This window comes from Pseudomonas borbori, assembly GCF_900115555.1.
Taxonomy (GTDB): Bacteria; Pseudomonadota; Gammaproteobacteria; order Pseudomonadales; family Pseudomonadaceae; genus Aquipseudomonas; species Aquipseudomonas borbori.
In genome coordinates this window covers 57,478-82,812 of record NZ_FOWX01000016.1, presented here as the reverse complement: position 1 = coordinate 82,812, position 25,335 = coordinate 57,478, and the positions used below count along the sequence as shown (strand labels likewise).

25 protein-coding genes and 2 pseudogenes are annotated in these 25,335 nt (G+C 65.4%); 14 read left to right on the top strand and 13 right to left on the bottom strand.

Features of this window, described 5'->3' with window-relative positions; translation table 11 throughout:
• Positions 1–37: 37 nt before the first annotated feature.
• Positions 38–964, bottom strand: coding sequence for a choline ABC transporter substrate-binding protein (choX, locus tag BM315_RS13590; RefSeq protein ID WP_090501823.1), 927 nt, complete (start codon positions 962–964; stop codon positions 38–40).
• A 53-nt stretch (positions 965–1,017) separates the two neighbouring features.
• Positions 1,018–2,526 (bottom strand): choline-sulfatase, encoded by a 1,509-nt coding sequence (gene betC, locus BM315_RS13585; RefSeq protein WP_090501822.1) that lies wholly within the window; start codon positions 2,524–2,526, stop codon positions 1,018–1,020.
• 113 nt (positions 2,527–2,639) lie between these two features.
• On the opposite strand from betC, the gene BM315_RS13580 reads away from it, so the two are divergent.
• Together BM315_RS13580 and pbpG are read left to right on the top strand one after the other, a co-directional pair.
• The gene (locus tag BM315_RS13580) at positions 2,640–3,560 is read left to right on the top strand and encodes a choline sulfate utilization transcriptional regulator (RefSeq protein ID WP_090501820.1); all 921 of its coding nucleotides are present in this window, start codon (positions 2,640–2,642) and stop codon (positions 3,558–3,560) included.
• Between the two features lie 132 nt (positions 3,561–3,692).
• Positions 3,693–4,592, top strand: coding sequence for a D-alanyl-D-alanine endopeptidase (pbpG, locus tag BM315_RS13575; RefSeq protein WP_090501818.1), 900 nt, complete (start codon positions 3,693–3,695; stop codon positions 4,590–4,592).
• Between the two features lie 149 nt (positions 4,593–4,741).
• On the opposite strand, the gene trpA is transcribed toward pbpG, so the two are convergent.
• Positions 4,742–5,551: a tryptophan synthase subunit alpha gene (trpA, locus tag BM315_RS13570; protein ID WP_090501817.1), complete on the bottom strand. Its 810-nt coding sequence runs from the start codon at positions 5,549–5,551 to the stop codon at positions 4,742–4,744.
• A complete protein-coding gene (trpB, locus tag BM315_RS13565; RefSeq protein ID WP_090501885.1) occupies positions 5,548–6,762 on the bottom strand; it encodes a tryptophan synthase subunit beta in 1,215 nt (404 codons plus the stop codon). The genes trpA and trpB overlap by 4 nt, the downstream gene beginning before the upstream one ends.
• A 148-nt stretch (positions 6,763–6,910) precedes the next feature.
• On the opposite strand from trpB, the gene BM315_RS13560 reads away from it, so the two are divergent.
• The 3 genes from BM315_RS13560 to BM315_RS13550 all read left to right on the top strand — a co-directional run bounded on the left by BM315_RS13560 (position 6,911) and on the right by BM315_RS13550 (position 9,231).
• A complete protein-coding gene (locus BM315_RS13560) occupies positions 6,911–7,801 on the top strand; it encodes a LysR family transcriptional regulator (protein ID WP_090501814.1) in 891 nt (296 codons plus the stop codon).
• Positions 7,802–7,895: 94 nt separating this feature from the next.
• The gene (locus BM315_RS13555) at positions 7,896–8,111 is read left to right on the top strand and encodes a dodecin (protein ID WP_090501812.1); all 216 of its coding nucleotides are present in this window, start codon (positions 7,896–7,898) and stop codon (positions 8,109–8,111) included.
• Positions 8,112–8,232: 121 nt separating this feature from the next.
• The gene (locus BM315_RS13550; protein ID WP_090501810.1) at positions 8,233–9,231 is read left to right on the top strand and encodes an LLM class flavin-dependent oxidoreductase; all 999 of its coding nucleotides are present in this window, start codon (positions 8,233–8,235) and stop codon (positions 9,229–9,231) included.
• A gap of 23 nt (positions 9,232–9,254) precedes the next feature.
• Here BM315_RS13550 and BM315_RS13545 read toward each other — a convergent pair whose 3' ends face one another.
• Complete coding sequence (locus BM315_RS13545) at positions 9,255–9,665, bottom strand: PA0061/PA0062 family lipoprotein (protein WP_090501808.1); 411 nt, start codon at positions 9,663–9,665, stop codon at positions 9,255–9,257.
• 81 nt (positions 9,666–9,746) lie between these two features.
• On the opposite strand from BM315_RS13545, the gene BM315_RS13540 reads away from it, so the two are divergent.
• Both BM315_RS13540 and BM315_RS13535 read left to right on the top strand, forming a co-directional pair.
• Entirely contained in the window at positions 9,747–10,826 is a 1,080-nt protein-coding gene (locus BM315_RS13540; protein ID WP_090501806.1) for an aminopeptidase, read from the top strand.
• A gap of 62 nt (positions 10,827–10,888) precedes the next feature.
• Positions 10,889–11,119 carry a DUF1161 domain-containing protein gene (locus BM315_RS13535; RefSeq protein ID WP_090501804.1) on the top strand — a complete coding sequence of 77 codons (231 nt, stop codon included), beginning with the start codon at positions 10,889–10,891 and terminating at the stop codon, positions 11,117–11,119.
• 63 nt (positions 11,120–11,182) lie between these two features.
• Here BM315_RS13535 and BM315_RS13530 read toward each other — a convergent pair whose 3' ends face one another.
• Both BM315_RS13530 and BM315_RS13525 read right to left on the bottom strand, forming a co-directional pair.
• Positions 11,183–11,830 (bottom strand): HAD family hydrolase, encoded by a 648-nt coding sequence (locus BM315_RS13530; RefSeq protein WP_090501802.1) that lies wholly within the window; start codon positions 11,828–11,830, stop codon positions 11,183–11,185.
• A 416-nt stretch (positions 11,831–12,246) separates the two neighbouring features.
• A complete protein-coding gene (locus BM315_RS13525) occupies positions 12,247–12,792 on the bottom strand; it encodes a gamma carbonic anhydrase family protein (RefSeq protein ID WP_090501800.1) in 546 nt (181 codons plus the stop codon).
• 88 nt (positions 12,793–12,880) lie between these two features.
• Between BM315_RS13525 and prlC the strand changes: the two genes are divergently transcribed.
• Positions 12,881–14,980, top strand: a complete 2,100-nt coding sequence (gene prlC, locus BM315_RS13520) for an oligopeptidase A (protein WP_090501798.1) — start codon at positions 12,881–12,883, stop codon at positions 14,978–14,980.
• On the top strand, positions 14,977–15,261 hold the full coding sequence (locus tag BM315_RS13515) for a YheV family putative zinc ribbon protein (protein ID WP_090501796.1): 285 nt from the start codon (positions 14,977–14,979) through the stop codon (positions 15,259–15,261). Before prlC ends, BM315_RS13515 begins: the two co-directional genes overlap by 4 nt.
• 186 nt (positions 15,262–15,447) lie before the next feature.
• Here the strand turns inward: BM315_RS13515 and BM315_RS13510 are convergent, their stop codons facing one another.
• Positions 15,448–18,033 carry a TRAP transporter permease gene (locus BM315_RS13510; protein WP_090501794.1) on the bottom strand — a complete coding sequence of 862 codons (2,586 nt, stop codon included), beginning with the start codon at positions 18,031–18,033 and terminating at the stop codon, positions 15,448–15,450.
• A gap of 161 nt (positions 18,034–18,194) precedes the next feature.
• A complete protein-coding gene (locus BM315_RS13505; RefSeq protein ID WP_090501791.1) occupies positions 18,195–19,166 on the bottom strand; it encodes a TAXI family TRAP transporter solute-binding subunit in 972 nt (323 codons plus the stop codon).
• A 221-nt stretch (positions 19,167–19,387) separates the two neighbouring features.
• On the opposite strand from BM315_RS13505, the gene BM315_RS13500 reads away from it, so the two are divergent.
• From BM315_RS13500 to BM315_RS13485, 5 genes and pseudogenes are all read left to right on the top strand, one after another.
• Entirely contained in the window at positions 19,388–19,714 is a 327-nt protein-coding gene (locus BM315_RS13500) for a hypothetical protein (protein ID WP_090501789.1), read from the top strand.
• A gap of 347 nt (positions 19,715–20,061) precedes the next feature.
• Positions 20,062–20,259 (top strand): annotated as a pseudogene (locus BM315_RS25495) (hypothetical protein); the annotation flags it as partial.
• A gap of 21 nt (positions 20,260–20,280) precedes the next feature.
• Positions 20,281–20,988: pseudogene (locus tag BM315_RS25490) on the top strand (PAS domain-containing protein); the annotation flags it as partial.
• A gap of 36 nt (positions 20,989–21,024) precedes the next feature.
• Positions 21,025–21,870, top strand: a complete 846-nt coding sequence (locus BM315_RS25485; RefSeq protein ID WP_425287786.1) for a methyl-accepting chemotaxis protein — start codon at positions 21,025–21,027, stop codon at positions 21,868–21,870.
• A gap of 89 nt (positions 21,871–21,959) precedes the next feature.
• Positions 21,960–22,982 carry a DUF5924 family protein gene (locus tag BM315_RS13485; RefSeq protein WP_244527297.1) on the top strand — a complete coding sequence of 341 codons (1,023 nt, stop codon included), beginning with the start codon at positions 21,960–21,962 and terminating at the stop codon, positions 22,980–22,982.
• A 133-nt stretch (positions 22,983–23,115) separates the two neighbouring features.
• On the opposite strand, the gene BM315_RS13480 is transcribed toward BM315_RS13485, so the two are convergent.
• The 4 genes from BM315_RS13480 to BM315_RS13465 form a co-directional block, all read right to left on the bottom strand.
• Positions 23,116–24,345, bottom strand: coding sequence for a nucleoside recognition domain-containing protein (locus BM315_RS13480; RefSeq protein WP_090501883.1), 1,230 nt, complete (start codon positions 24,343–24,345; stop codon positions 23,116–23,118).
• Positions 24,346–24,498: 153 nt separating this feature from the next.
• Complete coding sequence (locus BM315_RS13475) at positions 24,499–24,663, bottom strand: DUF1328 domain-containing protein (protein WP_013789335.1); 165 nt, start codon at positions 24,661–24,663, stop codon at positions 24,499–24,501.
• A complete protein-coding gene (locus BM315_RS13470) occupies positions 24,657–24,938 on the bottom strand; it encodes a hypothetical protein (RefSeq protein WP_090501781.1) in 282 nt (93 codons plus the stop codon). The genes BM315_RS13475 and BM315_RS13470 overlap by 7 nt, the downstream gene beginning before the upstream one ends.
• A 2-nt stretch (positions 24,939–24,940) precedes the next feature.
• On the bottom strand, positions 24,941–25,201 hold the full coding sequence (locus BM315_RS13465; RefSeq protein WP_090501779.1) for a hypothetical protein: 261 nt from the start codon (positions 25,199–25,201) through the stop codon (positions 24,941–24,943).
• Positions 25,202–25,335: the final 134 nt, after the last annotated feature.

Sequence of the window (25,335 nt, the reverse complement as noted above, 5' to 3'; positions counted from 1 at the left end):
TGTCATGGGAGTCCGGCGGCCGCGCCACGGGGTTGCTTCAAAGGCGCGCCTTCACCGCCGCCAGACCGTTGCCGCCGTCGCGGCTGCTGACGCCGTCCAGCCAGTCGTCGAGCACCGCCGGATTGGCCTGCAGCCAGGTCTTGATCGCTTCGGCATTGCTCGCCTCCTTGCTCAGCACCCGGTCCATGATGGCGTTCTCCATCTCCTGGGTGAAGCCCAGGTTGCTCAGCAGCTTGCCGACATTCGGGCACTCTGCGGCATAGCCCTTGCGGGCCAGGGTGTTGACGCTGCCGCTGGCGCCGAAATATTTCTCGCCGCCGGCGAGGTACTGCATGTCGTACTGCACGTTCATCGGGTGCGGGGTCCAGCCGAGGAACACCACGAACTGCTCGCGTTTCACCGCGCGGCCGACCTGCACCAGCATCGCCTGCTCGCTGGACTCCACCAGTTGCCAGTCGCCCAGGCCGAACTCGTCGGCCTCGATCATTCGGCGGATCGACTCGTTGGCCGGCGAGCCCGAGGCGATGCCGTAGAGCTTGTTGGCGAACTGGTCGGCATGCTTGTCCAGGTCGGCGAAGGACTTCACCCCGGCCTCATAGACATAGGTCGGCACGGCCAGGGTGTACTCGGTTCCGCTGAGATTTTCCTTGAGCTTGTCCACCTCGCCAGTGGCGACGAACTTGTCGTAGTTGCCTTGCTGCGCCGGCATCCAGTTGCCGAGGAAGACATCGACCTGGCCCTTGTGCAGGCCGGCGAAGATGATCGGCACCGCCAGGGTCTGGGTCTGCACCTTGTAGCCCAGGCCTTCGAGCAGGAAGCTGGCGATGCCGTTGGTCACGGCGATATCGCTCCAGCCCGGATCGCCGAGTTTCACCGTGCTGCAACTGGCCTCTTCGGCCTGGGCGTGGAGGGTACTGGCAGCCAGTAGCAGAGCGCCGGCGAAACCTATGGTTGGTTTGTTCATGACTTGTGTCCTCTGATTTCTAATTATTTTATTCAGTTGCACCGATGTAGTTGTCATACCTGTGGATAGCGGGCGCGACGCTCCAGGTCGTCGAGGTCGATGTGGTTGCGCATGTACTGCTGACTGGCGTCGACCAGCGGCTGGTGATCCCAGCTTTTCAGCCGGCCCAGGGTCAGCGCTTCGGCGACCAGGCGGCGGCGGCGCTGGCTGGCCAGGGTCGCCCGATGAATCGCCGGCATATCCCAGCGCGTGTGCGCCTCGGCAATCAACTCGGCCAGCAGCGTCTGCTGCTCGGCGGAGCCGGCGAGGTTTTGTCGCTCCTGCGGATCGTGGCGCAGGTTGAACAGCAGCAGCGGATCCTGTTCGGAGTAGATGAACTTCCAGTCGCCACGGCGGATCATCATCAGCGGGGCGTTGCTGCCTTCGGCCATGTATTCGCCAATGACTTCATCGTGGCCCTGGCGACCTTCGAGGTGCGCTAATAGCGAGCGACCATCCAGCGCCAGGTCGGCCTCGACCTCGCCGCCGGCCAGCTCGACCAGGGTCGGCAGCAGGTCCAGGGTCGACACGCACTGGCCGATGCGCCGGGCGGCGAAGCGCTTGGGCGCATGCACCAGCAGGGGCACCCGGGCCGACATCTCGAACCAGTGCATCTTGTACCAGAGGCCGCGTTCGCCGAGCATGTCGCCGTGGTCGCCGGAGAAGACGATGATGGTGTCTTCGGCGAGGTTGCAGTCCTCGAGGGTCTTCAGCAGCTTGCCGATGTTCGTGTCGACGTAACTGCAGGCGCCGAAGTAGGCGCGCCGCGCATCCCTGACCTTGTGTTCGGGCAAGGGCTTGTCCCACAGGTCGATGACCTTGAGCAGGCGCTGCGAGTGCGGGTCCTGCTCAGCCTGGTCGATGACCTGTTGCGGCAGCGGGATGTCCTCGTCGCGATAGAGATTCCAGAATTCTTCGGGAATCGTATAGGGGTCGTGGGGGTGGGTCATCGACACCGTCAGGCAGAACGGCTGGTCGGCGTGCATGCGCACGTGGTCGTACAGGTATTGCTGGGCCTTGAACACCGCCTCCTCGTCGAAATCCAACTGGTTGGTGCGCACACAGGGGCCGGCCTGCAGCACCGAGGACATGTTGTGGTACCAGCTCAGGCGTTCCTCGGGCGCATCCCAGTTCACCGCCCAGCCGTAGTCGGCCGGGTAGATGTCGCTGGTCAGGCGCTCCTCGTAGCCATGCAGCTGGTCCGGGCCGCAGAAATGCATCTTGCCGGACAGCGCGGTGCGGTAGCCGAGGCGGCGCAGGTAGTGGGCGTAGGTTGGCACGTCGGCGGGCAGGTCGGCGGCGTTATCGTAGGCGCCGATCTTGCTCGGCAACTGGCCGCTGACCATGGCGAAACGCGAGGGCCCACAGAGCGGGCTGTTGCAATAGGCGGCGTCGAACACCACGGCCTGTTCGGCCAGGCGCACCAGGTTGGGCATCTTGATCGGCGATACCGGATCGTGAATCGGCAGGATAGGCGCAGCCATCTGGTCGGTCATGATGAAGAGAATATTCGGACGTTTCATAGGCCGCTGGTTTTCCATATAAAAGATTTATGCGACATTGCTGGCTTGATGATCAGGCCAAGCAAATGCCGGGTAAACCCGCGGCGAATACATGACTCGGATAACAACAGCTTATGTTTAAGAGCACCGCCGGGCTGTCCCTGGATGTGCTGCGGGTGTTCGAATCCGCAGCCCGCCACCTGAGCTTCACCACCGCTGCCGCCGAACTGGGTAGCAGTCAGCCGGCCATCAGCCAGCAGATCAAGCGCCTCGAACAGCAGTTGGCGGTCCGCTTGTTCGACCGCGTCTACCGCGGCATCGTCCTCACCGAGGCCGGCGCGCTGCTGCTGCGCTACGTCCAGGACGGCCTGCACAGCCTCGATGCCGGCTTGGCTGCGGTTGCTGCCGGGCAACAGCACGAGGTGCTGCAGGTGGCCACCGACTTCGCCTTGGCCGCCTACTGGCTGATGCCCAGGTTGCAACGCTTCCATCAGCTGCATCCGGAGGTGGACGTCAGCCTGATCACCAGTGCGCGCGACCTGGCCGCGCTACCCGCGGAGATCGACGTGGCCATCGCCTTCGGCGATGGCCGCTTCAAGCACGGCGAGGCCCATCTGCTGTTTCACGAAGAGGTGTTCCCGGTGTGCAGCCCGCAGTTGCTCAAGGGCCGGGCCTTGCCGCTGGCGCCGATGGCATTGGCCGAGTTGCCCCTGCTGCACCTGCGTCCGGAGATTCGTTCGCGCTGGTTCGACTGGAATGGCCTGTTCCGCGCGTTCGCTATCGCCGAGACGCCCAGCCCGGGGATGCTGCGCTTCGACAACTACACCCTGCTGATCCAGGCGGCCATCGCCGGCCAGGGCGTGGCCATCGGCTGGCGTCATCTGGTCGATGAGCTGCTCGATCAAGGCCTGCTGTGCCGCCTGTGCGCCGGCGAGGTGCGCTCCGACTTCGGTTATTACCTGGTGCTGCCCGAGCGCAAGCGCCGTCAGCGCCTGACCCAGCAGTTCGTCGACTGGCTCAAGCTGGAGCTGGCGCGGGAAGACCCAACGGCTTGAAGCAATCCGCCGAACGGGGACAATGCCTCGCCATGGACGCCTACACTAATAAGCGAAAGCCGAGTTCCGTATACTGCGCGGCCAGTCGCCGCTGCTCTGGCACTTCCCCACCCAACCCGGTGAAATTTTCCCGTGAATATCCGTCATTCGATAGTCGGTCTGTTGCTGATCTGCAGCGGCCTTGGTGTTACCTCGAACAGCCTGGCCGCCACTCAGCAGCAGCTCGCTGCCGGCAGCGCCCTGCTGGTCGACCTGCAGACCGATCAGGTGCTCTATTCGAGCAATCCGGATATGGTGGTGCCAATCGCCTCGGTGACCAAGCTGATGACCGCCATGGTCGCGCTGGACGCCCAGTTGCCGTTGGATCAGCAACTGCCGATCACCATTCGCGATACCGCGGAGATGAAGGGTGTGTTCTCGCGGGTGCGCATCGGCAGCGAGGTCAGCCGCCGCGACATGCTCCTGCTCGCGCTGATGTCCTCGGAGAACCGTGCCGCGGCCAGCCTGGCGCACCATTACCCGGGCGGTCATGTGGCCTTTGTCGCGGCGATGAATGCCAAGGCCCGGGCGCTGGGCATGAGCCGCAGCCACTTCGTCGAGCCGACCGGCTTGTCGGAGCACAACGTCTCCACCGCCCGCGACCTGGTGCTGCTGCTCAAGGCCAGCGAAGCCTACCCGCTGATCGGCGAACTGAGCACCACCCGGGAAAAAACCGTGACCTTCCGCAAGCCCAACTACAGCCTGGGCTTTCGCAATACCAACGCCCTGGTGCGCAAGGACAACTGGAGCGTGCAGGCGACCAAGACCGGCTTCACCAATGCCGCCGGTCACTGCCTGGTGATGCGCACGCGGATGGCCGGCAAGTCGGTGGCCTTCGTGGTGCTGGATGCCTTCGGCAAATACACCCACATGGCCGACGCCAACCGCCTCAAGCGCTGGCTGGAAACCGGCAAGGTCACCCCGGTGCCCGCCGCGGCGCTCAGCTACCGCAAGCAGAAGATGGCGCAGCGCCAGCTGCAGGCGGCGCAGTAATAGCCGGCTCCCACTAATCCGTAGGGTGGGCCGGGCGGCGATCCGCTTCAGCCCAACACCCATCGGAGCATCCCCGGCAACCCTGATATACCTCCGGACGGTGGGCTGAAGCCCACCCTACGCCCAACCCTTCACCCTACGTTCGACGGTTACTGGCGCGCCCCGCGCACGCCTGCAGCCAGTTCGGCGCAAAGCTGTAGCACGCCATCCACCGCCTGTTGGTCGTTTTCGGCAGTGGCGATCCGGTCGATCAGCGCCGAGCCGACCACCACGCCGTCGGCCAGGCGGGCGATGGTCGCCGCGTGTTCCGGGGTGCGGATGCCGAAACCGATGCTGATCGGCAGGTCGGTGTGCCGGCGCAGGCGGGTCACGGCCTGTTCGACATGTTCCAGGGTTGCCGCACCGGCACCAGTGACGCCGGCCACCGAGACGTAGTAGACGAAGCCGGAGCTGCCGGCGAGTACCTTGGGCAGGCGCTTATCATCGGTGGTCGGGGTGGTCAGGCGGATGAAGTCCAGACCTGCTACCTGCGCCGGATCACAGAGGTCGGCGTTATGTTCCGGCGGCAGGTCGACCACGATCAGGCCGTCGACCCCGGCTTCCTTGGCCTCGGCGATAAAGCGCGCGACGCCGTACTTGTGGATCGGGTTGAAATAGCCCATCAGCACCAGCGGCGTGTTCTGCTCGCCTTGGCGGAATTCGCGAACCATCTGCAGGGTCTTGGCCAGGTTCTGCCCGCCGTCCAGGGCGCGGATATTCGCCAGCTGGATCGCCGGGCCGTCGGCCATCGGGTCGGTGAAGGGCATGCCCAGTTCGATCACGTCGGCGCCGGCCGCCGGCAGACCCTTGAGGATCGCCAGGGAGGCGGCGTAGTTCGGGTCGCCAGCGGTGACGAAGGTCACCAGGGCGGCGCGGTTCTGTTGTTTCAGTTCGGCAAAGCGCGTCTGCAGGCGGCTCATACGACGGTTTCCTTCTGTTCTTGCATGTGGTGCATGACGGTTTGCATATCCTTGTCGCCACGGCCGGACAGGTTGACCACCATCAGGTGTTCCTTCGGCAAAGTGGGCGCGCGCTTGAATACTTCGGCCAGGGCGTGGGCGCTTTCCAGGGCCGGGATGATGCCCTCCAGGCGGCAGCAGGTGTGGAAGGCTGCGAGCGCTTCGTCGTCGGTCACCGAGGTGTATTCGACCCGGCCGATCTCATGCAGCCAGGCGTGCTCGGGGCCGATGCCGGGGTAATCGAGGCCGGCGGAAATCGAGTGGGCGTCGATGATCTGGCCATCGTCGTCCTGCAGCAGGAAGGTGCGGTTGCCGTGCAGTACGCCCGGTACGCCGCCGTTGAGGCTGGCCGCGTGCTTGCCGGTTGCGATGCCGTAACCCGCCGCTTCGACGCCGATGATCTGGATGTCCTGGTCGTCGAGGAAGGGGTGGAACAGGCCGATGGCGTTGGAGCCGCCGCCGATGCAGGCCACCAGGCTGTCGGGCAGACGGCCTTCCTGGGCGAGGATCTGCTCGCGGGTTTCCTTGCCGATCACCGCCTGGAAGTCGCGCACCATCGCCGGATAGGGGTGCGGGCCGGCCACGGTGCCGATCATGTAGAAGGTGTTGTCGACGTTGGTCACCCAGTCGCGCAGGGCCTCGTTCATCGCGTCTTTCAGGGTGCCGGTGCCGGCGACCACCGGAATCACGGTGGCACCGAGCAGCTTCATGCGGAAGACGTTGGCCTGCTGCCGGTCGATGTCGGTGGTACCCATGAAGATCACGCATTCCATGCCGAAGCGCGCCGCGACGGTGGCGGTGGCCACGCCGTGCATGCCGGCGCCGGTCTCGGCGATGATGCGTTTTTTGCCCATGCGCCGCGCCAGCAGGGCCTGGCCGATGCAGTTGTTGATCTTGTGCGCGCCGGTGTGGTTGAGCTCTTCGCGCTTGAAGTAGATCTTCGCGCCGCCGCAGTGTTCGCTCAGGCGTTCGGCGAAATACAGCGGGCTCGGCCGGCCGACGAAATCGCGCTGGAAGTAGGCCAGCTCCTTGGCGAACTCGGGATCGAGCTTGGCCTTCTCGTATTCGGCGGCCAGGTCGTGGATCAGCGGCATCAGGGTTTCGGCGACGTACTGGCCGCCGAACGAGCCGAACAGGCCGTTGGCGTCTGGGCCGCTGCGGTATGAGGTCATGGCGTTCTCCTGCGGGTGAATGGTGTAGGAGCGCCCCATGGGCGCGATCGCGGGCATGGCCCGCTCCTACGATCTGTGTTGAGGATACGGCTGTGGCGGTTGACAGAAAAGCGATAAGATCGCCGCAACCTGTCAGGAAAACTCACGTATGAGCCAAGGCCTGCCGCCACTCAATGCCCTGCGCGCCTTCGAGGCCGCCGCCCGCCTGCACAGCGTCAGCCAGGCGGCGGAACAGCTGCACGTCACCCATGGTGCGGTCAGCCGGCAGATCCGCGCGCTGGAGGAGCACCTCGGCTTGGCCTTGTTCGTCAAGGACGGGCGTGGCCTTAAACTCACAGATGCCGGGCTGCGCCTGCGCGATGTCAGCAGCGAGGCGTTCGAGCGGCTGCGGGCGGTCTGCGGCGAACTGCAGCAGGGTCAGGCCGAGGCGCCGTTCGTGTTGGCCTGCCCCGGCAGCCTGCTGGCGCGCTGGTTCATCCCGCGCCTGGATCGGCTCAACCGCGAGCTGCCGGAGTTGCGCCTGCAACTCTCGGCCAGCGAGGGTGAACTGGACCCGCGGCGGGCCGGGGTCGACGCCACCCTGTGGTTCGCCGAGCCGCCCTGGCCGGCGGACATGCAGGTGTTCGAGCTGGCGGTCGAGCGCATCGGCCCGGTCTTGAGCCCGCGTTATGGGCGCTACGGCGAACTGCACGCGGCGCCGGCAGCGGCGCTGCTGGGCGAGCCGCTGCTGCACACCAGCTCGCGGCCGCAGGCCTGGCCGAGCTGGGCGGCGCGCAATGGTCTGGATAGCGGCGCGCTCAGGCTGGGCCAGGGCTTCGAGCACCTCTACTACCTGCTGGAGGCCGCTGCCGCCGGCCTGGGCGTGGCCATCGCCCCGCAGCAGCTGGTCGCCGACGATCTGGCGGCGGGGCGCCTGGTCGCGCCCTGGGGTTTCGTCGCAACCCCGGCCCGCCTGGCCCTGTGGGTGCCCGCGCGGCGGCTGGACAAGCGCGCGCAATGCCTGGCCGAGTGGCTGCGCGGCGAGCTGAGTGGCGTTTGACTATCGCGTTTAGTTTGGCTGGATATGCCAAATACATGTCACAAAGATCTGTGTGCTCGACTAGCGTTTAATTACCCACCGTGGAGAAAACGCCATGTCTGACCACCACACCTACAAGAAGATCGAAGTTGTCGGCTCGTCGAAAAACAGCATCGATGAGGCGATCAACAATGCCCTGGGCGAATGCGCCAAGTCGATTCGCAACCTGGACTGGTTCGAAGTCGTGGAAACCCGCGGGCATATCGAAAACGGCAAGGTCGGCCATTACCAGGTGACCCTCAAGGTCGGTTTCCGCCTCAGCGAAAGCTGAAATCCGGGCCTGCTCATTCGCCGCGCAAAGAGTCCACCTTCGCGCGGCGGAGCGCTGCCGAAGCCGGGGTTGCCTTTGCTCCCGATGCCCCCATAAAGCATGTATGGCTTCAGGAGGCTGTATGAGCAGGCTATCCACCACCCCGTTTTCCATTCTCGACCTGGCGCCGATACGCGACGATGACGCCGGCCCGGCGCCAGCGCTGCAGCGTTCCCTGGCCCTGGCGCAACAGGCGGAGCGTTTGGGCTTCACCCGTTTCTGGGTGGCCGAGCACCACAACATGGACGGCATCGCCAGTTCGGCGACCGCGGTGCTGCTGGGCTACCTGGCTGCGGGGACCGCGAGCATCCGTCTCGGCGCCGGTGGGGTGATGCTGCCCAATCACGCGCCCCTGGTGATCGCCGAGCAGTTCGGCACCCTCGCCACCCTGTATCCGGGGCGCATCGATCTGGGCCTGGGCCGCGCCCCGGGCGCCGATCAGTTCACCGCCCATGCCCTGCGTCGCGAGCGCTCCGGTAGCGCCGACGACTTTCCTGCGGATGTCGAGGAGTTGCAGCGCTACCTGGGCCCGCGCACGCCGGATCAGCGAGTCATCGCCATGCCGGGCAGCGACACCCGGGTGCCGCTCTGGCTGCTCGGTTCCAGTCTGTTCAGCGCCCGGTTGGCGGGCGAGAAAGGCCTGCCCTATGCTTTCGCCTCGCACTTTGCGCCGCGCCTGATGCATGAGGCGATCCGCGTCTACCGCAACCATTTCAAGCCGTCGACGGTGCTCGAACAACCCTATGTGATGCTCGGTGTGCCGTTGGTGGCGGCAGACAGCGACGAGCAGGCGCAATTCCTGGCAACCACGGCTTATCAGCGCATCCTCGCCCTGATTCGCGGCCAGAGCCTGGTGCAGAAAGCGCCGGTCGAGAGCATGCACGGCCTGTGGCTGCCCCACGAAAAAGAGGCAGTCGCCAGTTTCCTGGGCATGGCGATGATCGGCGGCCCGGAGAAAGTTCGTGCGCGCCTCGAAGTGCTGCTGGAGCAGACCGGCGCCGACGAACTGATCTTCACCTGCGACCTTTACGAGTTCGCCGACCGCTTGCGCGCCTTCGAGATTCTCGCCCAGTTGCGTTGATCGAGGCGTGCCCACGGGGCCTGCTAGAACACCCCACAGCGCAGCACCCTGGCGCGCGCCAGCACATTGCGCTGGTCGTCGTAGAGCCAGCCCTGGGCACTCATCACCAGTGTCCGTGCTTCGATCAGGTAGCGCTGGCCGGCGGCGAAGTCGTCGTAGCGCACGCGCAGCTCACAGGTGCGCTGCATAGGCTCGGCCATCAGATTGCCGCCGCCGTGCACCTCGAACTGAAAGCGCGCGATCAGTTCGTGGGCGCCAGGGGTGATCTGGAAGTAACGACCGTCGTTGACCCGCTTGCCGTCGAGCTCCTCGGCCATCAACAGATCGCTGGCGGTGGTGTATAGGTCGACCCACGCCAGGCCAGGGTCGCGTGGTGGCAATGGCGAGGCGCAGGCACCGAGCAGCAGGCTGATAATCAGGACTAGGTAACGCATGGCAGCCTCCGAAATTGACCCTCTGCAATCAGCTTACGCCGATAGTGCGGACAGTCGCGTAAATGCGCTAATTTGCCGGGTATGGCGTGTCGTACTGCTCACTCATTTATCGACTCCTTCTGTTGGCGCGGGGTTCCGCTGCTGGCGGCGCTGCTGTGGCTCGGCGGTTGCAGCACCCTGGATTACTACGGCCACCTGGCCCGGGGGCAGGTGCAGGTGTGGCAGGCGAGCCAGCCGATCAATGCGCTGCTCGGCGACCCGCAGGTGGACCCCGAGCTGCGTCGGCGCCTGGCCCTGGCCCAGCGGGCGCGCGACTTCGCCAGTGCACAACTGGGCCTGCCGGATAACCGCAGCTACCGCCTGTATGCCGATATCCAGCGACCCTTCGTGGTGTGGAACCTGTTCGCCACGGCGGAGTTTTCGGTCAAGCCCGAGCTGCACTGCTTCCCCATTGCCGGCTGTGTGGCCTATCGCGGTTACTACAGCCTGGGCCGTGCCCGTGGCGCGGCGGCACTGCTCAAGCAGCGCCGCTTCGACACCTACGTCGGCGGGGTCGAGGCGTATTCCACCCTGGGCTGGTTCAACGATCCGATTCTCAACAGCATGCTGCGCTGGAACGATGAACGTCTGGTGGCGGTGATCTTCCATGAACTGGCCCATCAGCAGCTGTATGTGGCCGACGACAGTGCATTCAACGAATCCTTCGCCACCTTCGTCGAGCGCGAAGGCCTGCGCCAGTGGCAACAGGCGCAGGGCCTGCCGGCCGTCGACCCGAGCGGAGCCAAACAGCGCGAGCAGTTCAGCACGCTGGTGCTGGCCAGCCGTGCGCGCCTGGAACAGCTGTATGCCAGCGAACTGCCGGCGGATGCCATGCGTGCGGCCAAACAGGCCGAGTTCGAGCGCCTGCGCCAGGAGTACCGGACCCTGCGTGAGCGTGAGTGGGGCGGTCGCGGTCGCTACGACGGCTGGATCGCGGCGCCACTGAACAACGCCAAGCTGCTGCCGTTCGGCCTCTACGACCAGTGGGTGCCGGCGTTCGCCGCCTTGTTCGCCGAGGCCGGCGGTGATTGGCCGCGCTTCTACCGGCGGGTCGCCGTCCTTGGCGAGTTGCCGCTCGAGGCGCGCACCAAGGCACTGGAAGCCTTGCGTAAAGCCAGCTAGAACTTGCTGTACCGTGCGCCAGTCGAATACTGGCGAGTTTCGCCAAACCGGGGAGATCTGCGATGAACCGATGGACAGTGGCCATACTGCTCTGCGTGCTGGGCAGCACTGCGTGGGCGGCGCCCAAACCCTGCGAGGAACTGAAGCAGGAAATCGAAGTGAAGATCCAGGCCGCTGGGGTTTCCAGCTACACCCTGGAGATCGTCGACAACGACGAGGTGCAGGATCAGAGCATGGTGGTCGGCAGCTGCGACGGCGGCACCAAGAAGATCATCTACCAGAAGAACGGCTGAGACTGTCTCTGCGCCACCGTCCGTGGGAGCGGTTTTAGCCGCGATATACCCCGCAAGTGGGTATCAGTCGATAAACGCCCGGTGCAGCTCGGCCAGGGTCTGGAAGTGATAAGTCGGCGCCTCGGCCTGCAGTTCCTCACGACTGCCGAAGCCATAACCCACCGCTGCGGCGGCCAGGCCGTTGCGCCGCGCGCCGATCAGGTCGTGCTTGCGGTCGCCGATCATCAGGGTGTTGCTTGCAGCGAGGTTTTCCTGCGCCAGCAGATGGCCGATCAGCTCGACCTTGTCGGTGCGCGTGCCGTCCAGTTCGCTGCCGTAGATCACCTTGAAGTGCCGGGCGAAATCGAAATGCCGGGCGATCTCCACGGCGAACACTCGCGGCTTGCTGGTGGCGATATACAGGCTGCGATTCTGCATGAGCAGCAGCTCCAGCAGCGCGCCAACGCCGTCGAACAGACGGTTCTCGTACAGCCCGACCTCGCCAAAGCGCTCGCGGTAATGATGCACCGCCTGCCAGGCCGTGGCCTCGTCGAAGCCATAGCTCTGCATGAAACACTGCAACAGCGGCGGTCCGATGAAGTGCTCCAGCGCCTGCAGATCGGGCTCGTCGATGCCGAGTTGCGCCAGCGCATGCTGCACCGAGCGGGTGATGCCCTCGCGCGGGTCGGTCAGGGTGCCGTCGAGGTCGAAGAGGATGTTCTGGTAGTGCATGGGCAGCCGTTCCTGGTTGGGTTCAGTAGCATAACGCTGCTGGATTGGTAGGTCAGTGCAGCGCTCAAGAACAACCAGCCGGTTACAAAGCACCGCGGCTAAAGCCCCACCCACAGGAAATAGCCGCTGCCGTGGGAGGGGCTTTAGCCGCGACCCCGTTGATGGGAATCGTGTTGTCAGGAAATCCCGGACACCTGACTCACAATCCGCAAATTCCCATGCAGCGTCAGCTTGAGCGCCGAACCCCGCAGAACTGCCGAGACGCGGTGTCGCCACGGCTGAGTGACTCGATAAGACTGTCGGCCAGGGCGAATAGCCGCATGCGCCTGCGCGAGGCGCAAGAACCGGCAGTGCCCCCGGCGCGTCGAGACGTGCCGGCCGAATGTCTGCTGCGCTGCGGCGTCTGCCGCGGCGCCTCATTGGTTGGCGTAGTCTTCCATCAGGTGCTGATCCTTCAGGCGCACGTAGTTGTCGGCGCTGTAGCGGAAGTAGCTGCGTTCCTTTTCGGTCAGTTCGCGGGTTTTTTTCGCCGGGCTGCCGACGTACAGGTAGCCGCTCTCCAGGTGGCTGCCGGGGGTGACCAGGCTGCCGGCGCCGAGCACCACTTCCTCGTCGATCACCACGCCGTCCATGATGATGCTGCCCATGCCGATCAGCACCCGGTCGGCGATGGTGCAGCCGTGCAGGGTGACGTTGTGGCCGATGGTCACGTCGCTGCCGATATTCAGCGGATAGCCGCGCGGGTTGAAGGGGCCGGCGTGGGTGATGTGCAGCACGCAGCCATCCTGAATGCTGGTGCGCTCGCCGATGCGGATGCTGTGCATGTCGCCACGGATCACCACCAGCGGCCAGATCGAGCTGTCGGCGCCGATTTCCACGTCGCCCATGACCACGGCCGAGGCATCGACGAAGGCCCGCTCGCCGAGCAATGGAGTGAACTGTTGGTAAGTACGTATCGCCACGATAGAAACCTCTTGGGCTGCGGTGAGTCGAGATTGTAATTATGATGACGGGTATATGTGCCGAATCCACCCTGCCCAGGGCAGGTGCATGGCTTCAAACCCATTTCGTTACAGGTGCCCAATCGTGACCGCCAACAACCCGTTGCTGCAAGCCTTCGACCTGCCACCCTATTCCGCCATCCGCCCGGAGCATGTCGAGCCGGCGGTGGACAGGCTTCTCGCCGAGAACCGCGCCGCCATTGCCGAACTGCTCAAGCAACAGTCTGGCACACCGAGCTGGAATGGGCTGGTGCTGGCGCTCGACGAATTGAACGAGCGCCTGAACCGCGCCTGGAGTCCGGTCAGCCATCTCAATGCGGTGTGCAACAACGCCGAGCTGCGCGCGGCCTATGAGGCCTGTCTGCCCAAGCTGTCCGAGTACTCGACCGAGCTGGGCCATAACCGCGCGCTGTACGAGGCCTATCACGCCCTGGCCGTCAGCCCCGAGGCGGCCACCTTCGAGGTCGCCCAGCAGACCATCCTCAAGCACACGCTGCGCGACTTCCACCTGTCCGGCATCGATCTGGCGGAAGCCGAGAAGCAGCGTTTCGGCGCCATCCAGAGCAAGCTCTCCGAACTCGGCAGCCGTTTCTCCAACCAACTGCTCGATGCCACCCAGGCCTGGAGCAAGCAGGTCGGCGACGAGGCGGCGCTGGCCGGCCTGACCGATTCGGCCAAGGCGCAAATGAAGCAAGCTGCCGAGGCCAAGGGTCTGGACGGCTGGCTGATCACCCTGGAATTTCCCAGCTACTTCGCGGTGATGACCTACGCCGACGACCGCGCGCTGCGCGAAGAGGTGTATGCCGCCTACTGCACCCGCGCCTCCGATCAGGGGCCGAACGCCGGCCAGCACGACAACGGCCCGGTGATGCAGCAGATCCTCGATCTGCGTCAGGAGCTGGCCAGGCTGCTGGGGTTCGCCAACTACGCCGAGCTGAGCCTGGCGAGCAAGATGGCCGAGTCCACCGACCAGGTGCTGCACTTCCTGCGTGACCTGGCGCTGCGCAGCAAGCCGTTCGCCGCCCAGGACCTGGCCGAGCTGCAAGCCTTCGCCGCCGAACAGGGCTGCCGCGACCTGCAAAGCTGGGATGTCGGTTACTACAGCGAGAAGCTGCGCGAGCAGCGCTACAGCATTTCCCAGGAAATCCTGCGGGCCTATTTCCCCATCGACAAGGTGCTGGGCGGCCTGTTCGCCATCGTCGAGAAGCTCTATGGCATCCAGATCGAGGAGCTGAGCGGCTTCGATGCCTGGCATCCGGACGTACGCCTGTTCGAGATCAGGGAGCACGGCGAGCATGTCGGGCGTTTCTTCTTCGACCTCTACGCCCGCGCCAACAAGCGCGGCGGCGCCTGGATGGATGGCGCCCGCGACAAGCGCCGCGCCGCCGATGGCCGCCTGATCAGCCCGGTGGCCAATCTGGTGTGCAATTTCACTCCGCCAGTCGCTACTGCGGCGGTAGGCGACAAGCCGGCGCTGCTGACCCACGACGAGGTCACCACCCTGTTCCACGAGTTCGGCCACGGCCTGCACCACCTGCTGACCCGGGTCGAGCATGCCGGCGCCTCGGGCATCAACGGCGTGGCCTGGGACGCGGTCGAGCTGCCGAGCCAGTTCATGGAGAACTGGTGCTGGGAGCCGCAAGGCCTGGCGCTGATCTCCGGCCACTACCAGAGCGGCGAGGCTCTGCCGCAGAACCTGCTGGACAAGATGCTGGCGGCGAAGAACTTCCAGTCCGGGCTGATGATGGTGCGCCAGCTGGAATTCTCCCTGTTCGACTTCGAACTGCACGCCACTCACGGCGACGGCCGCAGCGTGCTCGAGGTGCTCGAAGGCATCCGCGACGAAGTCTCGGTGCTGCGTCCGCCGGCCTACAACCGCTTCCCCAACAGCTTTGCGCACATCTTCGCCGGCGGTTACGCGGCCGGTTACTACAGCTACAAATGGGCCGAAGTGCTCTCGGCGGACGCCTTCTCGCGCTTCGAGGAAGAAGGCGTGTTCAACAGCGACACCGGCCGCGCCTTCCGCGAGGCGATCCTGGCCCGTGGCGGTTCCCAGGAGCCGATGCAGCTGTTCGTCGACTTCCGCGGCCGCGAGCCGAGCATCGACCCGCTGCTGCGCCATCTGGGCCTGAGCCAGGAGGCCGCATGAGCGACGTGCCCAAGATGAGCAAGAAGCGCTTTATCGCCGGTGCCGTGTGCCCGGCCTGCAGCGAGCTGGACAAGATCCAGATGTGGGACGAGGACGGCGTGCCGCACCGCGAATGCGTGGCCTGTGGCTACGCCGACACCCTCGACGAGCGCGGCAACTCGGTGCCCAGGGAGCTGGCGACCCGGGTCAATGTCAGCGCCCTGAAACCCAAGACCGCCGATCCCAAGGTGCAGGCGGTGCAGTTCTTTCCCAATCCCAAGCTGAAGAAGCCGACGGAATAAATCTCGCGCCGGACTCGGTCCCGTAGCCCGGCGCAAGCCGGGAGCGGTTTGCCGGGCGCCGCCTTCGCAGCTGACCCGGAGCGTCACGGGCGGCGTTCCCACGTAGACGGTTCGACGTGGGAACGATCGTCGGAGTAAACCCGCGGCCTTTTTCGTTCACCAAGGAGTGCGCATTCGCCTCTCCGCTCAGCTACCCAGCAGCACCTCATTCGGCTCGCGTCGGCGCCGCTGCAGCCAGACCACCAGGGCGAACAGCATAAAGCCCGGAAGCCACATCAACTCCTTGGCCCAGCGCTCGGTCGGGGCGCGCACGATGAGGATCTGCTGGTCGAACTCGAGGCCGGCCTCGGCAGCCGGGCTGCCGAAGGTGACGCTGTCGATCAGCAGCTTGCCGTCTTCCTCATAGGTCAACAGGCCGAGTTTCTCCATGCGTTGCTCGCCCGTCTCGCCAGCCGGCACCGGCAGCAGCAGGGCGAACTCGCGGGGATCGCCGACCGCGTCCTCGCCCCTGATGCGCAGGCGCAACTGGCTGCCTTCCTCGACCTCGCCCAGCGCCTGCACCAGCTGCGCCGGTGGAATATCGCGGTAGGGGTCATGGACCATGTCCATCCAGAAGCCCGGGCGGAACAGGGTGAAGGCCACCAGCAACAGCAACAGCCCTTCGTACCAGCGGCTCCTGACCAGGAAGTAGCCCTGGGTGCCGGCGGCGAAGATCAGCATGGCGACGGTGGCGACGATGAAGATCAGCACGCCGTGCCAGAAGTCCACGTCGATCAGCAGCAGGTCGGTGTTGAAGATGAACAGGAACGGCAGCGCCGCGGTGCGCAGGCTGTAGTAGAAGGCGGTGATCCCGGTCCTGATTGGGTCGCCCTTGGACACCGCGGCGGCGGCGAACGAGGCCAGGCCCACCGGCGGGGTGACGTCGGCCATGATGCCGAAGTAGAAGACGAACAGGTGCACCGCGATCAGCGGCACGATCAGGCCATTCTGCTGGCCGAGGGTGACCACCACCGGTGCCAGCAGACTGGACACCACGATGTAGTTGGCGGTGGTTGGCAGGCCCATGCCCAGCACCAGGCTGAACACCGCGGTGAGCATCAGCATCAGCAACAGGTTGCCCATCGACAGCAGCTCGACCAGGTCGGCCAATACCAGGCCGACCCCGGTTTGCGACACCGCGCCGACGATGATCCCCGCCGCCGCGGTGGCGATACCGATGCCGATCATGTTGCGCGCGCCGGCCAGCAGGCCTTCGCGCAGGTCGACCAGGCCGTCGATGAAATTGCCGTGTTCATGCAGGCCATCGGTGCGCAACCAGCTCAGCAGCGGGCGCTGGGTGAGCAGGATGATCACCAGCATCACGCTGCCCCAGAACGCCGACAGCCCGGGCGACAGCCGTTCGATCATCAGGCACCAGACCAGCACCACCACCGGCAGCAGGAAGTGCAGGCCGGACAGCAGCACCGCGCGGGTCTCGGGCAGTGATTCCAGCGGGGCGTCCGGGTCTTCCGGCGCCAGCGGCGCAACGCTGGCGGCGATCTTCAGCAGGCCCAGGTAGACCAGCGCCAGCAACGCGCCGATGCCGTGCAGGGCGTAGTCGCCGAGCGCCGGCTTGAGCCAGCCGAGGCCATAGTAGACGGCCAGGGACAGACCGCTGATCAGCGTCGCACCGAAGGCGAAGCCGGTCAGGCGGCGCAGCCAGGGCTTGGGCTGATGGCCGCCGATCGGCTGCAGGCCGAGCTTGAGCGCCTCCAGATGGACGATATAGAGCAGGGCAATGTAGGAGATCGCCGCAGGCAAGAAGGCGTGCTTGATGATCTCGACATAGGGCATGCCGATGTACTCGACCATCAGGAAGGCCGCGGCGCCCATCACCGGCGGCATGATCTGGCCGTTGACCGAGGCCGCCACTTCCACCGCGCCGGCCTTCTCCGCGGAGAAGCCGGTGCGCTTCATCATCGGGATGGTGAAGGTGCCGGTGGTCACTACGTTGGCGATCGATGAGCCGGAAATCATTCCGGTCAGCCCGGAGGCGACCACCGCCGCCTTGGCCGGGCCACCGCGCAGGTGCCCGAGCAGGCTGAACGCCAGCTGGATGAAGTAATGGCCGGCGCCCGCGCGTTCGAGCAGGGCACCGAACAGCACGAAGAGAAACACGAAGCTGGTGGACACGCCGAGGGCGATGCCGAACACCCCTTCGGTGGTGATCCACTGGTGGTTGGCCAGGGCGGTGAAACTCACCCCGCGGTGCGCCAGCAGGCCCGGCATATAGGGCCCGGCCAGGCTGTAGACGAGGAACAGCAGGGCGATGATCGCCAGCGGCGGGCCGAGCGCGCGGCGAGTGGCCTCGAGCAGCAGCGGAATGCCGATGCAGGCGGTGACCAGGTCGGCCGTGGTCAGGCTGCCGGGGCGCTGCGCCAGCTCCTGGTAGAAGATGAACAGGTAGGCGGCACTGGCCGCGGCCACCAGCCCGAGGGCGAGATCCAGCAGCGGCACGCGGTCGCGCGGCGAGCGCTTGAACGCCGGAAAGGCGAGAAACGCCAGGAGCAGGGCGAAGGCCAGGTGGATGGCGCGGGTCTCGGTGTCGTTGAGTACGGCGAAACCGAAGATGAACGGCAGCGGCGAGGCGATCCACAGCTGGAACAGCGACCAGAGCAGCGCCAGGCCGGCGATCACCTGGGCCATGGCGCCGACGGGGATACGCGCGCCGACGTCCTGGGCGATCAGTTCTTCGGTGGACAGTTCGGCGGTTGAAAGTCGCTTGTCATGCATGGGGCGAAACCTGCATTCGGGAAATCGGAAAACGGCAAAGCCCGCAGCCTTGCGGCCAGCGGGCTTGTTTCAAGCTTAGGCGGTAGCCCGGATAAACCCAGGCGCAATCCGGGCAGTGCTGCTGCAGATTGCGCTGGCGCTAAGCCGGGCTACGGACGGGCTTACATCCAGCCACGTTCCTTGTAATAACGCACGGCGCCGTCATGCAGCGGTGCGGTCAGGCCGGCCTTGATCATGTCGGTTTCCTTGAGGTCGGCGAACGCCGGGTGCAGACGCTTGAAGCGCTCGAGGTTGTCGAACACCGACTTGACCAGCTGGTAGACCACTTCCGGGTCGGCCTGGGCCGTGGTGGAGAGCACCGCCTTGCCGCCGATCGAGGTGGTAGGCGCATCGTTGCCCTTGTACAGGCCACCGGGGATTTCGGCCTTGGTGTAGTAGCTCTTCTCGGCCAGCAGCTGGTCGATCTCGGCGCCGCTTACCGGCACCAGCACGGCGTCGGTGGTGGTGGTGGCTTCCTGGATCGCGCCATTGGGGTGGCCGACGAAGTAGGTCATGGCGTCGATGTTGTTGTCGCCCAGGGCGCTGGCCTGCTCGGCCGGCTTGAGCTCGGCGGACAGGGCGAACACCGACTTGTCCCAGCCCTTGACCCGCATGATTTCGTCGAGGGTGTCGCGCTGCCCGGAGCCCGGGTTGCCGACGTTGACGCGCTTGCCCTTGAGATCGTCGAGGCTGGCGATCTTGGCATCGCGGCGGGCGAGCAGGGTGAAGACTTCGCTCTGCAGGGAGAACAAGGCACGGATATCGTCCATCGCGCCTTCGGCCTCGAACGGCGCCACACCGTTGAGCGCCTTGAACTGGTGGTCCGACTGCATGATGCCGAAGTTGAACTCGCCGCTGCGCAGGCCGTTGACGTTGGCCACGCCGCCGCCACTGGCCGGGGCGTTGCACTTGATGCCGTGCTCGCTGGTGCCACGGTTGACGAAGCGGCAGATCGACTGCCCAGCCACGTAGTAAACCCCGGTCTGACCGCCGGTGCCGATGGTGACGAATTTTTCTTCGGCCTGTACCGCGCCACTCAGGGTGATACCCGCGAGTGCCGCCGACAGGACCCATGCCAGGGATTTGCCTTTCATGGGGGAGCTCCTTTTCTGCTTGTGGTTAAGCCGCACTAACCTCATGGGATGCGGCCGGAAGCGGGAAAGTCTAACCGTTCAGACAAAATTTGCACGGTGCAATGCGCTTTTAGGCGGTAATCGGCCAGCCAAGGGCAGGCCCGCGCGACACTGACCCTGATCAATAGATCCGCAGAGCGGGCGCGCTAGCCTTGGTGGCAATTCGCCATTGAGTTGCCACCATGCACAAGACCCGTTTGTTCGTGATCCTGCCCCAACCGCAATGCGCCAGCCGGGTCCGGCAATTGTTGCAGGCCCAGGTGCCGGGCTGCGAAGTGCTCGACCAGCCGGACGACTGCAGTCAGGCCGCAAGCTGTCGCTGGCTGCAGGCACTGCCGCCGCATCAGACCGGTGCCGTACAGGCTCTGCTCAGCGATGCCATCGAGGTGCTGGAGCAGACCCGGCATGCTTTCAAGTCGGCGCAACTGGGGCAACTGCGTAAACGCCTGAGCCGCATGCTAGAGGACTTGTCGGACAATTCAGAATCGGGTAAAACCCCTCTTCACTAGTGGTTTCGCTTCGGCGTAGACCCGCTTTGCCGGGCAGGGCATATGGACCTGCAAGACAGAGCGCCGAGGTGAGTCATCTGTTGTAGATGACTCGCCTCGGCGCTTTTTTTTGCGCTGCGAAATGTAAGGGACTATCCATGGACATGAGCAAGAATTCCAGGAACTGCTCCAACACGTCGTGTCTTTACCGCAAAGAAATCAGCCCGCGTCTGCGCTTTCTCGACTGGAACGCGGTCGATGTCGAGCCGCTCAGCCGGGCTGCAGCCGTCCTGCATCGGCGTCCTCGAGCCCTCTCCGAGCGCTGGCCGAGCATGCTCGAGCTGCACCGCGACCCGCTGGCCAACCCGGGTATCCAGTTGGCGCCGGACGACTTCGGCTCCGGCGACTCCTCGCTCGGCTACCGCAACCGCCTCCCGCTGCACACCCTTAAGGTGGACAAGACATTCATCAGCGGCACGGCGGTCGAGCAGGAGCGTCTGTTCAGCGGCGAGGACTGCTTCGAGGGCCTCTACTGCCTGTTGCAGCCCGCCCCTTTCCTTCCATAGCAAGAAAACGCGAGAGCCCCCATGAAGCTCAACTTGCCCGTCAGCGGCCGTGCCAGCTCCGTCGACGCCCAGGCCAATATCCTCACCACCACCGATCTGAAGGGTACGCTGAGTTACGTCAATCCGGACTTCGTCGCCATCAGCGGTTTCAGCGAAGCCGAGTTGCTCGGCCGCAACCACAACATCGTGCGCCACCCGGACATGCCGGCGCAGGCCTTCGCCGGCCTCTGGCGCACGCTCAAGGCTGGCCGTTCGTGGATGGGGCTGGTGAAGAATCGCTGCAACAACGGCGACCATTACTGGGTCAGTGCCTATGTCACCCCGGTGCTGCGCAATGGTCAGGTGGTGGAATACCAATCGGTGCGCACTCAGGCTTCGCCGCAAGGGGTCGCGCGTGCCGAGCATCTGTATGGCGAACTGCGCGCCGGGCGCAATCCGCTGCGGTTGCGGGCGCCGCGACTGAGCCTGGCGCAGCGCCTCGGCCTGCTCTGCGCGGTACCCGGCCTGCTCGCCGCGACGCTGCTCGGGGTCAGCGGCGCTCTGCCGCTGCTGCCTGCCCTCGGTGGTGGCGTATTGCTCGGCGGGCTGCTGGCCGGTGTGCTGCACCTTGGCCTGCGGCCGCTGACGGACTTGACCCGCCAGGCCCGCGCGATTGCCGACAACCCGCTGAGCCAACTGGTGTACACCGGGCGTAACGACTGCTTCGGCCAAATCGCCTTCGCCCTGCATAGCCTGCAGGCCGAAACCGGCGCCGTGATCGGGCGGATGGCCGACTCGGCCCGGCAGTTGAGTGGCGAAGCCGGACAGCTGGTCGCTGCCGTCGACAGCAGCAGCCAGGCAACCCTGCAGCAACAGGGCGAAACCGATCAGGTCGCCAGTGCCATCGGCCAGATGACCTGCAGCGTGCAGGAGGTGGCACGGCATGCCCAGCTCAGCGCCAGCGCGGCCGGCGCCGCCGACCTGGAAACCGGCAGCGGTCTACAGCTGGTCGAACACACCCGGCAGTCGATCGCCGTGCTGGCCAGCGAAGTACAGCAGAGCAGCCAGGTGATCCACCAACTGGAGTTGCACAGCCAGGAGATCAATCGCGCCCTGGAAGTGATCCAGAGCATTGCCGAACAGACCAACCTGCTCGCCCTCAACGCTGCGATCGAGGCAGCGCGGGCCGGCGAGGCCGGTCGCGGTTTCGCCGTGGTCGCCGACGAGGTGCGCGGCCTGGCCTCGCGCACCCAGCAGTCCACTGCGGAAATCCACGTCATCATTAGCAACCTGCAGCAGGGCACCAGCAACGCCGTGGCTGCCATGAGCCGTAGCCAGCAACAGGCCGAAGCCAGCGTTGCCCACGCGCTACAGGCCGCCCAGGCGCTCGAAGGTATCAACCAGAGAGTCAGCCAGATCAGCGACATGAACCTGCAGATCGCCGCCGCCGTCGAGCAGCAGAGTACAGTCGGCGACGACATCCAGCGCAGCCTCGGCGGCATCCGTCTGGCCAGCGAGAGCAACGTGGCGGCCGGCTGCCAGAGTCGCAGCAGCGCCAGCCGGGTCGCCGCCCTGGCCGATCGCCTGCAGGCCCTGGTCGAACATTTCTGGGGGCAGAAGCGCAATCACTGAGGCGCGGCAGACGGCGCTGGACACAGGCGTCGGGCACAAGGAGTATTCTCGGCTACTCGCCGACTTCGGCCACTGCCATGAGCCAGCCCTTGACCCTACTCGCGCGCGGAAAAAACCAGCTGCTCCGCCTGTTCGCCCTGATCCAGCGCAATCCGGGGCTGGTGGCGATCTTCGGTTTTGCCTCGGGGCTGGCGAGCTTCCTGCTGGTCGAGCGTCAGGCCGAACTGGCCCAGGTGCTGGCCACGGTGATGCTGGTCAGCTGGCTGTGGCTGATCCTGGAAAACATCCTGCGCGAGCAGATCGCCCGCTGGTTCGGCTTCGAGCTGCCGCCGCCGCTGCTGCGCTACGCGACCCAGATGATCCACCAGGAAAGCCTGTTCTTCGTCCTGCCGTTCTTCTTCATCACCACCACCTGGAACAGCGGCCAGGCGCTGTTCAGCGGCGTGCTGGCGGTGGCCGCGCTGGTCTCGATCATCGATCCGCTGTACTACAAGTGGCTGGCGCCGCGGCGCTGGCTGTTCCTCGCCTACCACACCCTGGCGCTGTTCGCGGTCATGCTCACCGCCCTGCCGATCATCTTCAAGCTGACCACCCCGCAGAGCTACCAGTTGGCCCTGGCCACCGCGGTGATCCTGTCGTTTCCCAGCCTGATCGGCATCATCACCGTGCAGCGCTGGTGGCGCGGCATGTTACTGGTCGGCTTGACCCTGGCGCTGGGCGCGACCGGCTGGCTGGCGCGCTCCTGGGTGCCGCCGGCAACGCTGTGGCTGACCGAGGTCGCAGTGTCCAGCGAGTTCGATGACCGCAACCGCGCGCCGGGCGCCAGGCTCAAGCAGCTCAGCGCCGCGCAATTGCGCGCCCAGGGCCTGTTCGCCTACACCGCGATCAACGCACCGCGCGGCTTGAACGAACGCATCTACCACGTCTGGCGGCATAACGGCCGCGAGCTCGAGCGCATCGCCCTGGACATCCACGGCGGGCGCAAGAAAGGCTACCGCGCCTGGACCCACAAGCAGAACTTCCCCGCCGACCCGCTCGGCAACTGGCAGGTGCAGGTCATGACCGAGGCCGGACAGATGATCGGCGTGCTGCGCTTCAAGGTGGTTGAATAGCCGGCACACTGGGCCACCAGCAATTGACCGTGGGAGGCGCTTTAGCGGCGCTGGTGCGTCGCGGTCCTCCCACCAGTGTCTCGCCGGCACCGGAGCGCGCCCCTCAACGGTCGACGCCTGATGGCTGCGCCGCTCAGCCGAAGAACCAGTAGCACACGCCGATGGCGGCGAGGATCCCGGCCAGGTCGGCGAACAGCGCACAGGCCACGGCGTGGCGGGCGCGCTGGATGCCGACCGCGCCGAAATACACCGCCAGCACGTAGAAGGTGGTCTCGGTACTGCCCTGTACCGTCGCCGCCAGCAGGGCGGGGAAGCTGTCCACGCCGAAGCTCTGCATGGTCTCGATCAGCATGGCCCGCGCCGCGCTGCCGGAGAACGGTTTCATCAGCGCGGTGGGCAGGGCGTCGATGAAGCGGGTGTCCCAGCCCAGCCACTGGACCACGGCGCGCACGCCGTCCAGGCCGAAATCCAGGGCTCCGGAGGCGCGCAGCACGCCGATCGCGCAGAGCATGGCGACCAGGTAGGGCAAGAGGTTCTTGGCCACCTCGAAGCCTTCCTTGGCGCCTTCGATAAAGCTCTCGTAGACCGGCACCCGGCGCAGGGCGCCGACCAGCAGGAACACCAGGATCAGGCCGAACAGGGTGAGGTTGCCGAGCAGCGAGGACAGCGCCGCCAGCGCCGTGGCCGAGAGACCGGCGAGCAGCGCCATGAAGCCACCGAGCAGCAGCGCACCGGGAATCAGGTAGGCCAGCACCACCGGATCCCACAGGCGCAGGCGCTGCACCAGGGCCACCGCCAGCAGGCCGGCCAGGGTCGAGGCGCTGGTGGCCAGGAGGATCGGCAGAAAGACCAGGGTCGGGTCGTCGGCGCCCTGTTGCACCCGGTACATGAAGATCGACACCGGCAGCAGGGTCAGCGACGAGGTATTGAGCACCAGGAAGAGGATCTGCGCGTTGCTCGCCACCAGCTTGCTCGGGTTCAGCTCCTGCAGGGCCTTCATGGCTTTCAGGCCGATCGGCGTGGCGGCGTTGTCCAGGCCCAGGCCGTTGGCGGCGAAGTTGAGGGTAATGAAGCCCAGCGCCGGATGGCCGCGCGGCACCTCGGGCATCAGCCGCGCGAACAACGGCCCCAGCGCGCGGCCCAGGAGGTCGACCAGGCCGGCCTTCTCGGCGATGCGCAGAAAGCCCAGCCACAGGGTCAGGGTGCCGAACAGCACGACCATCACCTCGACCGCCAGCTTGGCCATGGCGAACAGGCTCTCGACCATCGCGGCGAACACCGCCGGATCGTCACCCAGCAACCAGCGCGACAATGCCGCCAGCGCCGCCACCACGAAAAAGCCCAGCCACAAGCCGTTCAGCATCATCCACCCCCAATCGATGGGCGGATGATAGCGTGGCTCAAGGTGGCCGCGCGCAGCTTGTGTGCTGACTGGAGGCGGCCCTGGCGAAAGATGGCGCCCTGCGAGAGCGCTTCAGCAGGGCGGCAGGCGCTGCCAGGATCCGGCCACAGACAGCTAGCCCCGTGGGCGGCGGCCCATGATGAACGACACGATAAACATCACCAGGAACACCACGAAGAGGATCTTCGCAATGCCCGTGGCAGTGCCGGCGATACCACCGAAACCCAATACGGCTGCGACGATGGCGATGATCAGAAAAGTTATGGCCCAGCTCAACATGGCGTTGCTCCTTGGTGCGTGAGGTCTTGCAAAATATGTGTCGAATTTACAGTTGTGCTGCCGCGCGCGGGCATTGCAAACACTTTCCCGGCGCGATCTAACCCGTCGTTGCATCGCTGCCACGGCATGACATGCTCCTCGGCATGATTGCCCCACAGCCATTGGCCTGCCAGCAGCGTGCCGCCGAACATCACGCCTGACAGGGCCAGCAGAATCGCCAGCAACAAGACCACCGCACAGAGGGCCGTCTTGCGCGCCTGCAGCTGCATGTACATGGCTAGAACACCCAACTGACTTTGCGCGAGGAGTCGCTCCAGGTTGGCGCCAGACTATCGCGGCTGATCTGCTGCATGCCTCGAACCATCACCACTCCACCCGTCGTAGCGGCTATCGGCAGGGCTGGAGCAAGCATCGCCGCAGGGGAGGCTGCCACCTCGGCATCCCGACTCAACACCAAGCCGATCAGCGCCAGCAAAAAGGCGCTGCCGATCAACAAATACTTATCGCTTGATGCGAGATCGAAATGACGGCGGTTCATCCTGAAACTCCTCCCAGTCTTGCCTGGGTTGTCCGGTACCCGGCCGGCATGGATGCGGGCGCTGGGGCTGATAGCTTAACTAGCGCAGCGGTCGTGCCAGCTGAACTGAAAATAAAAAGTCATTAAGATCAACA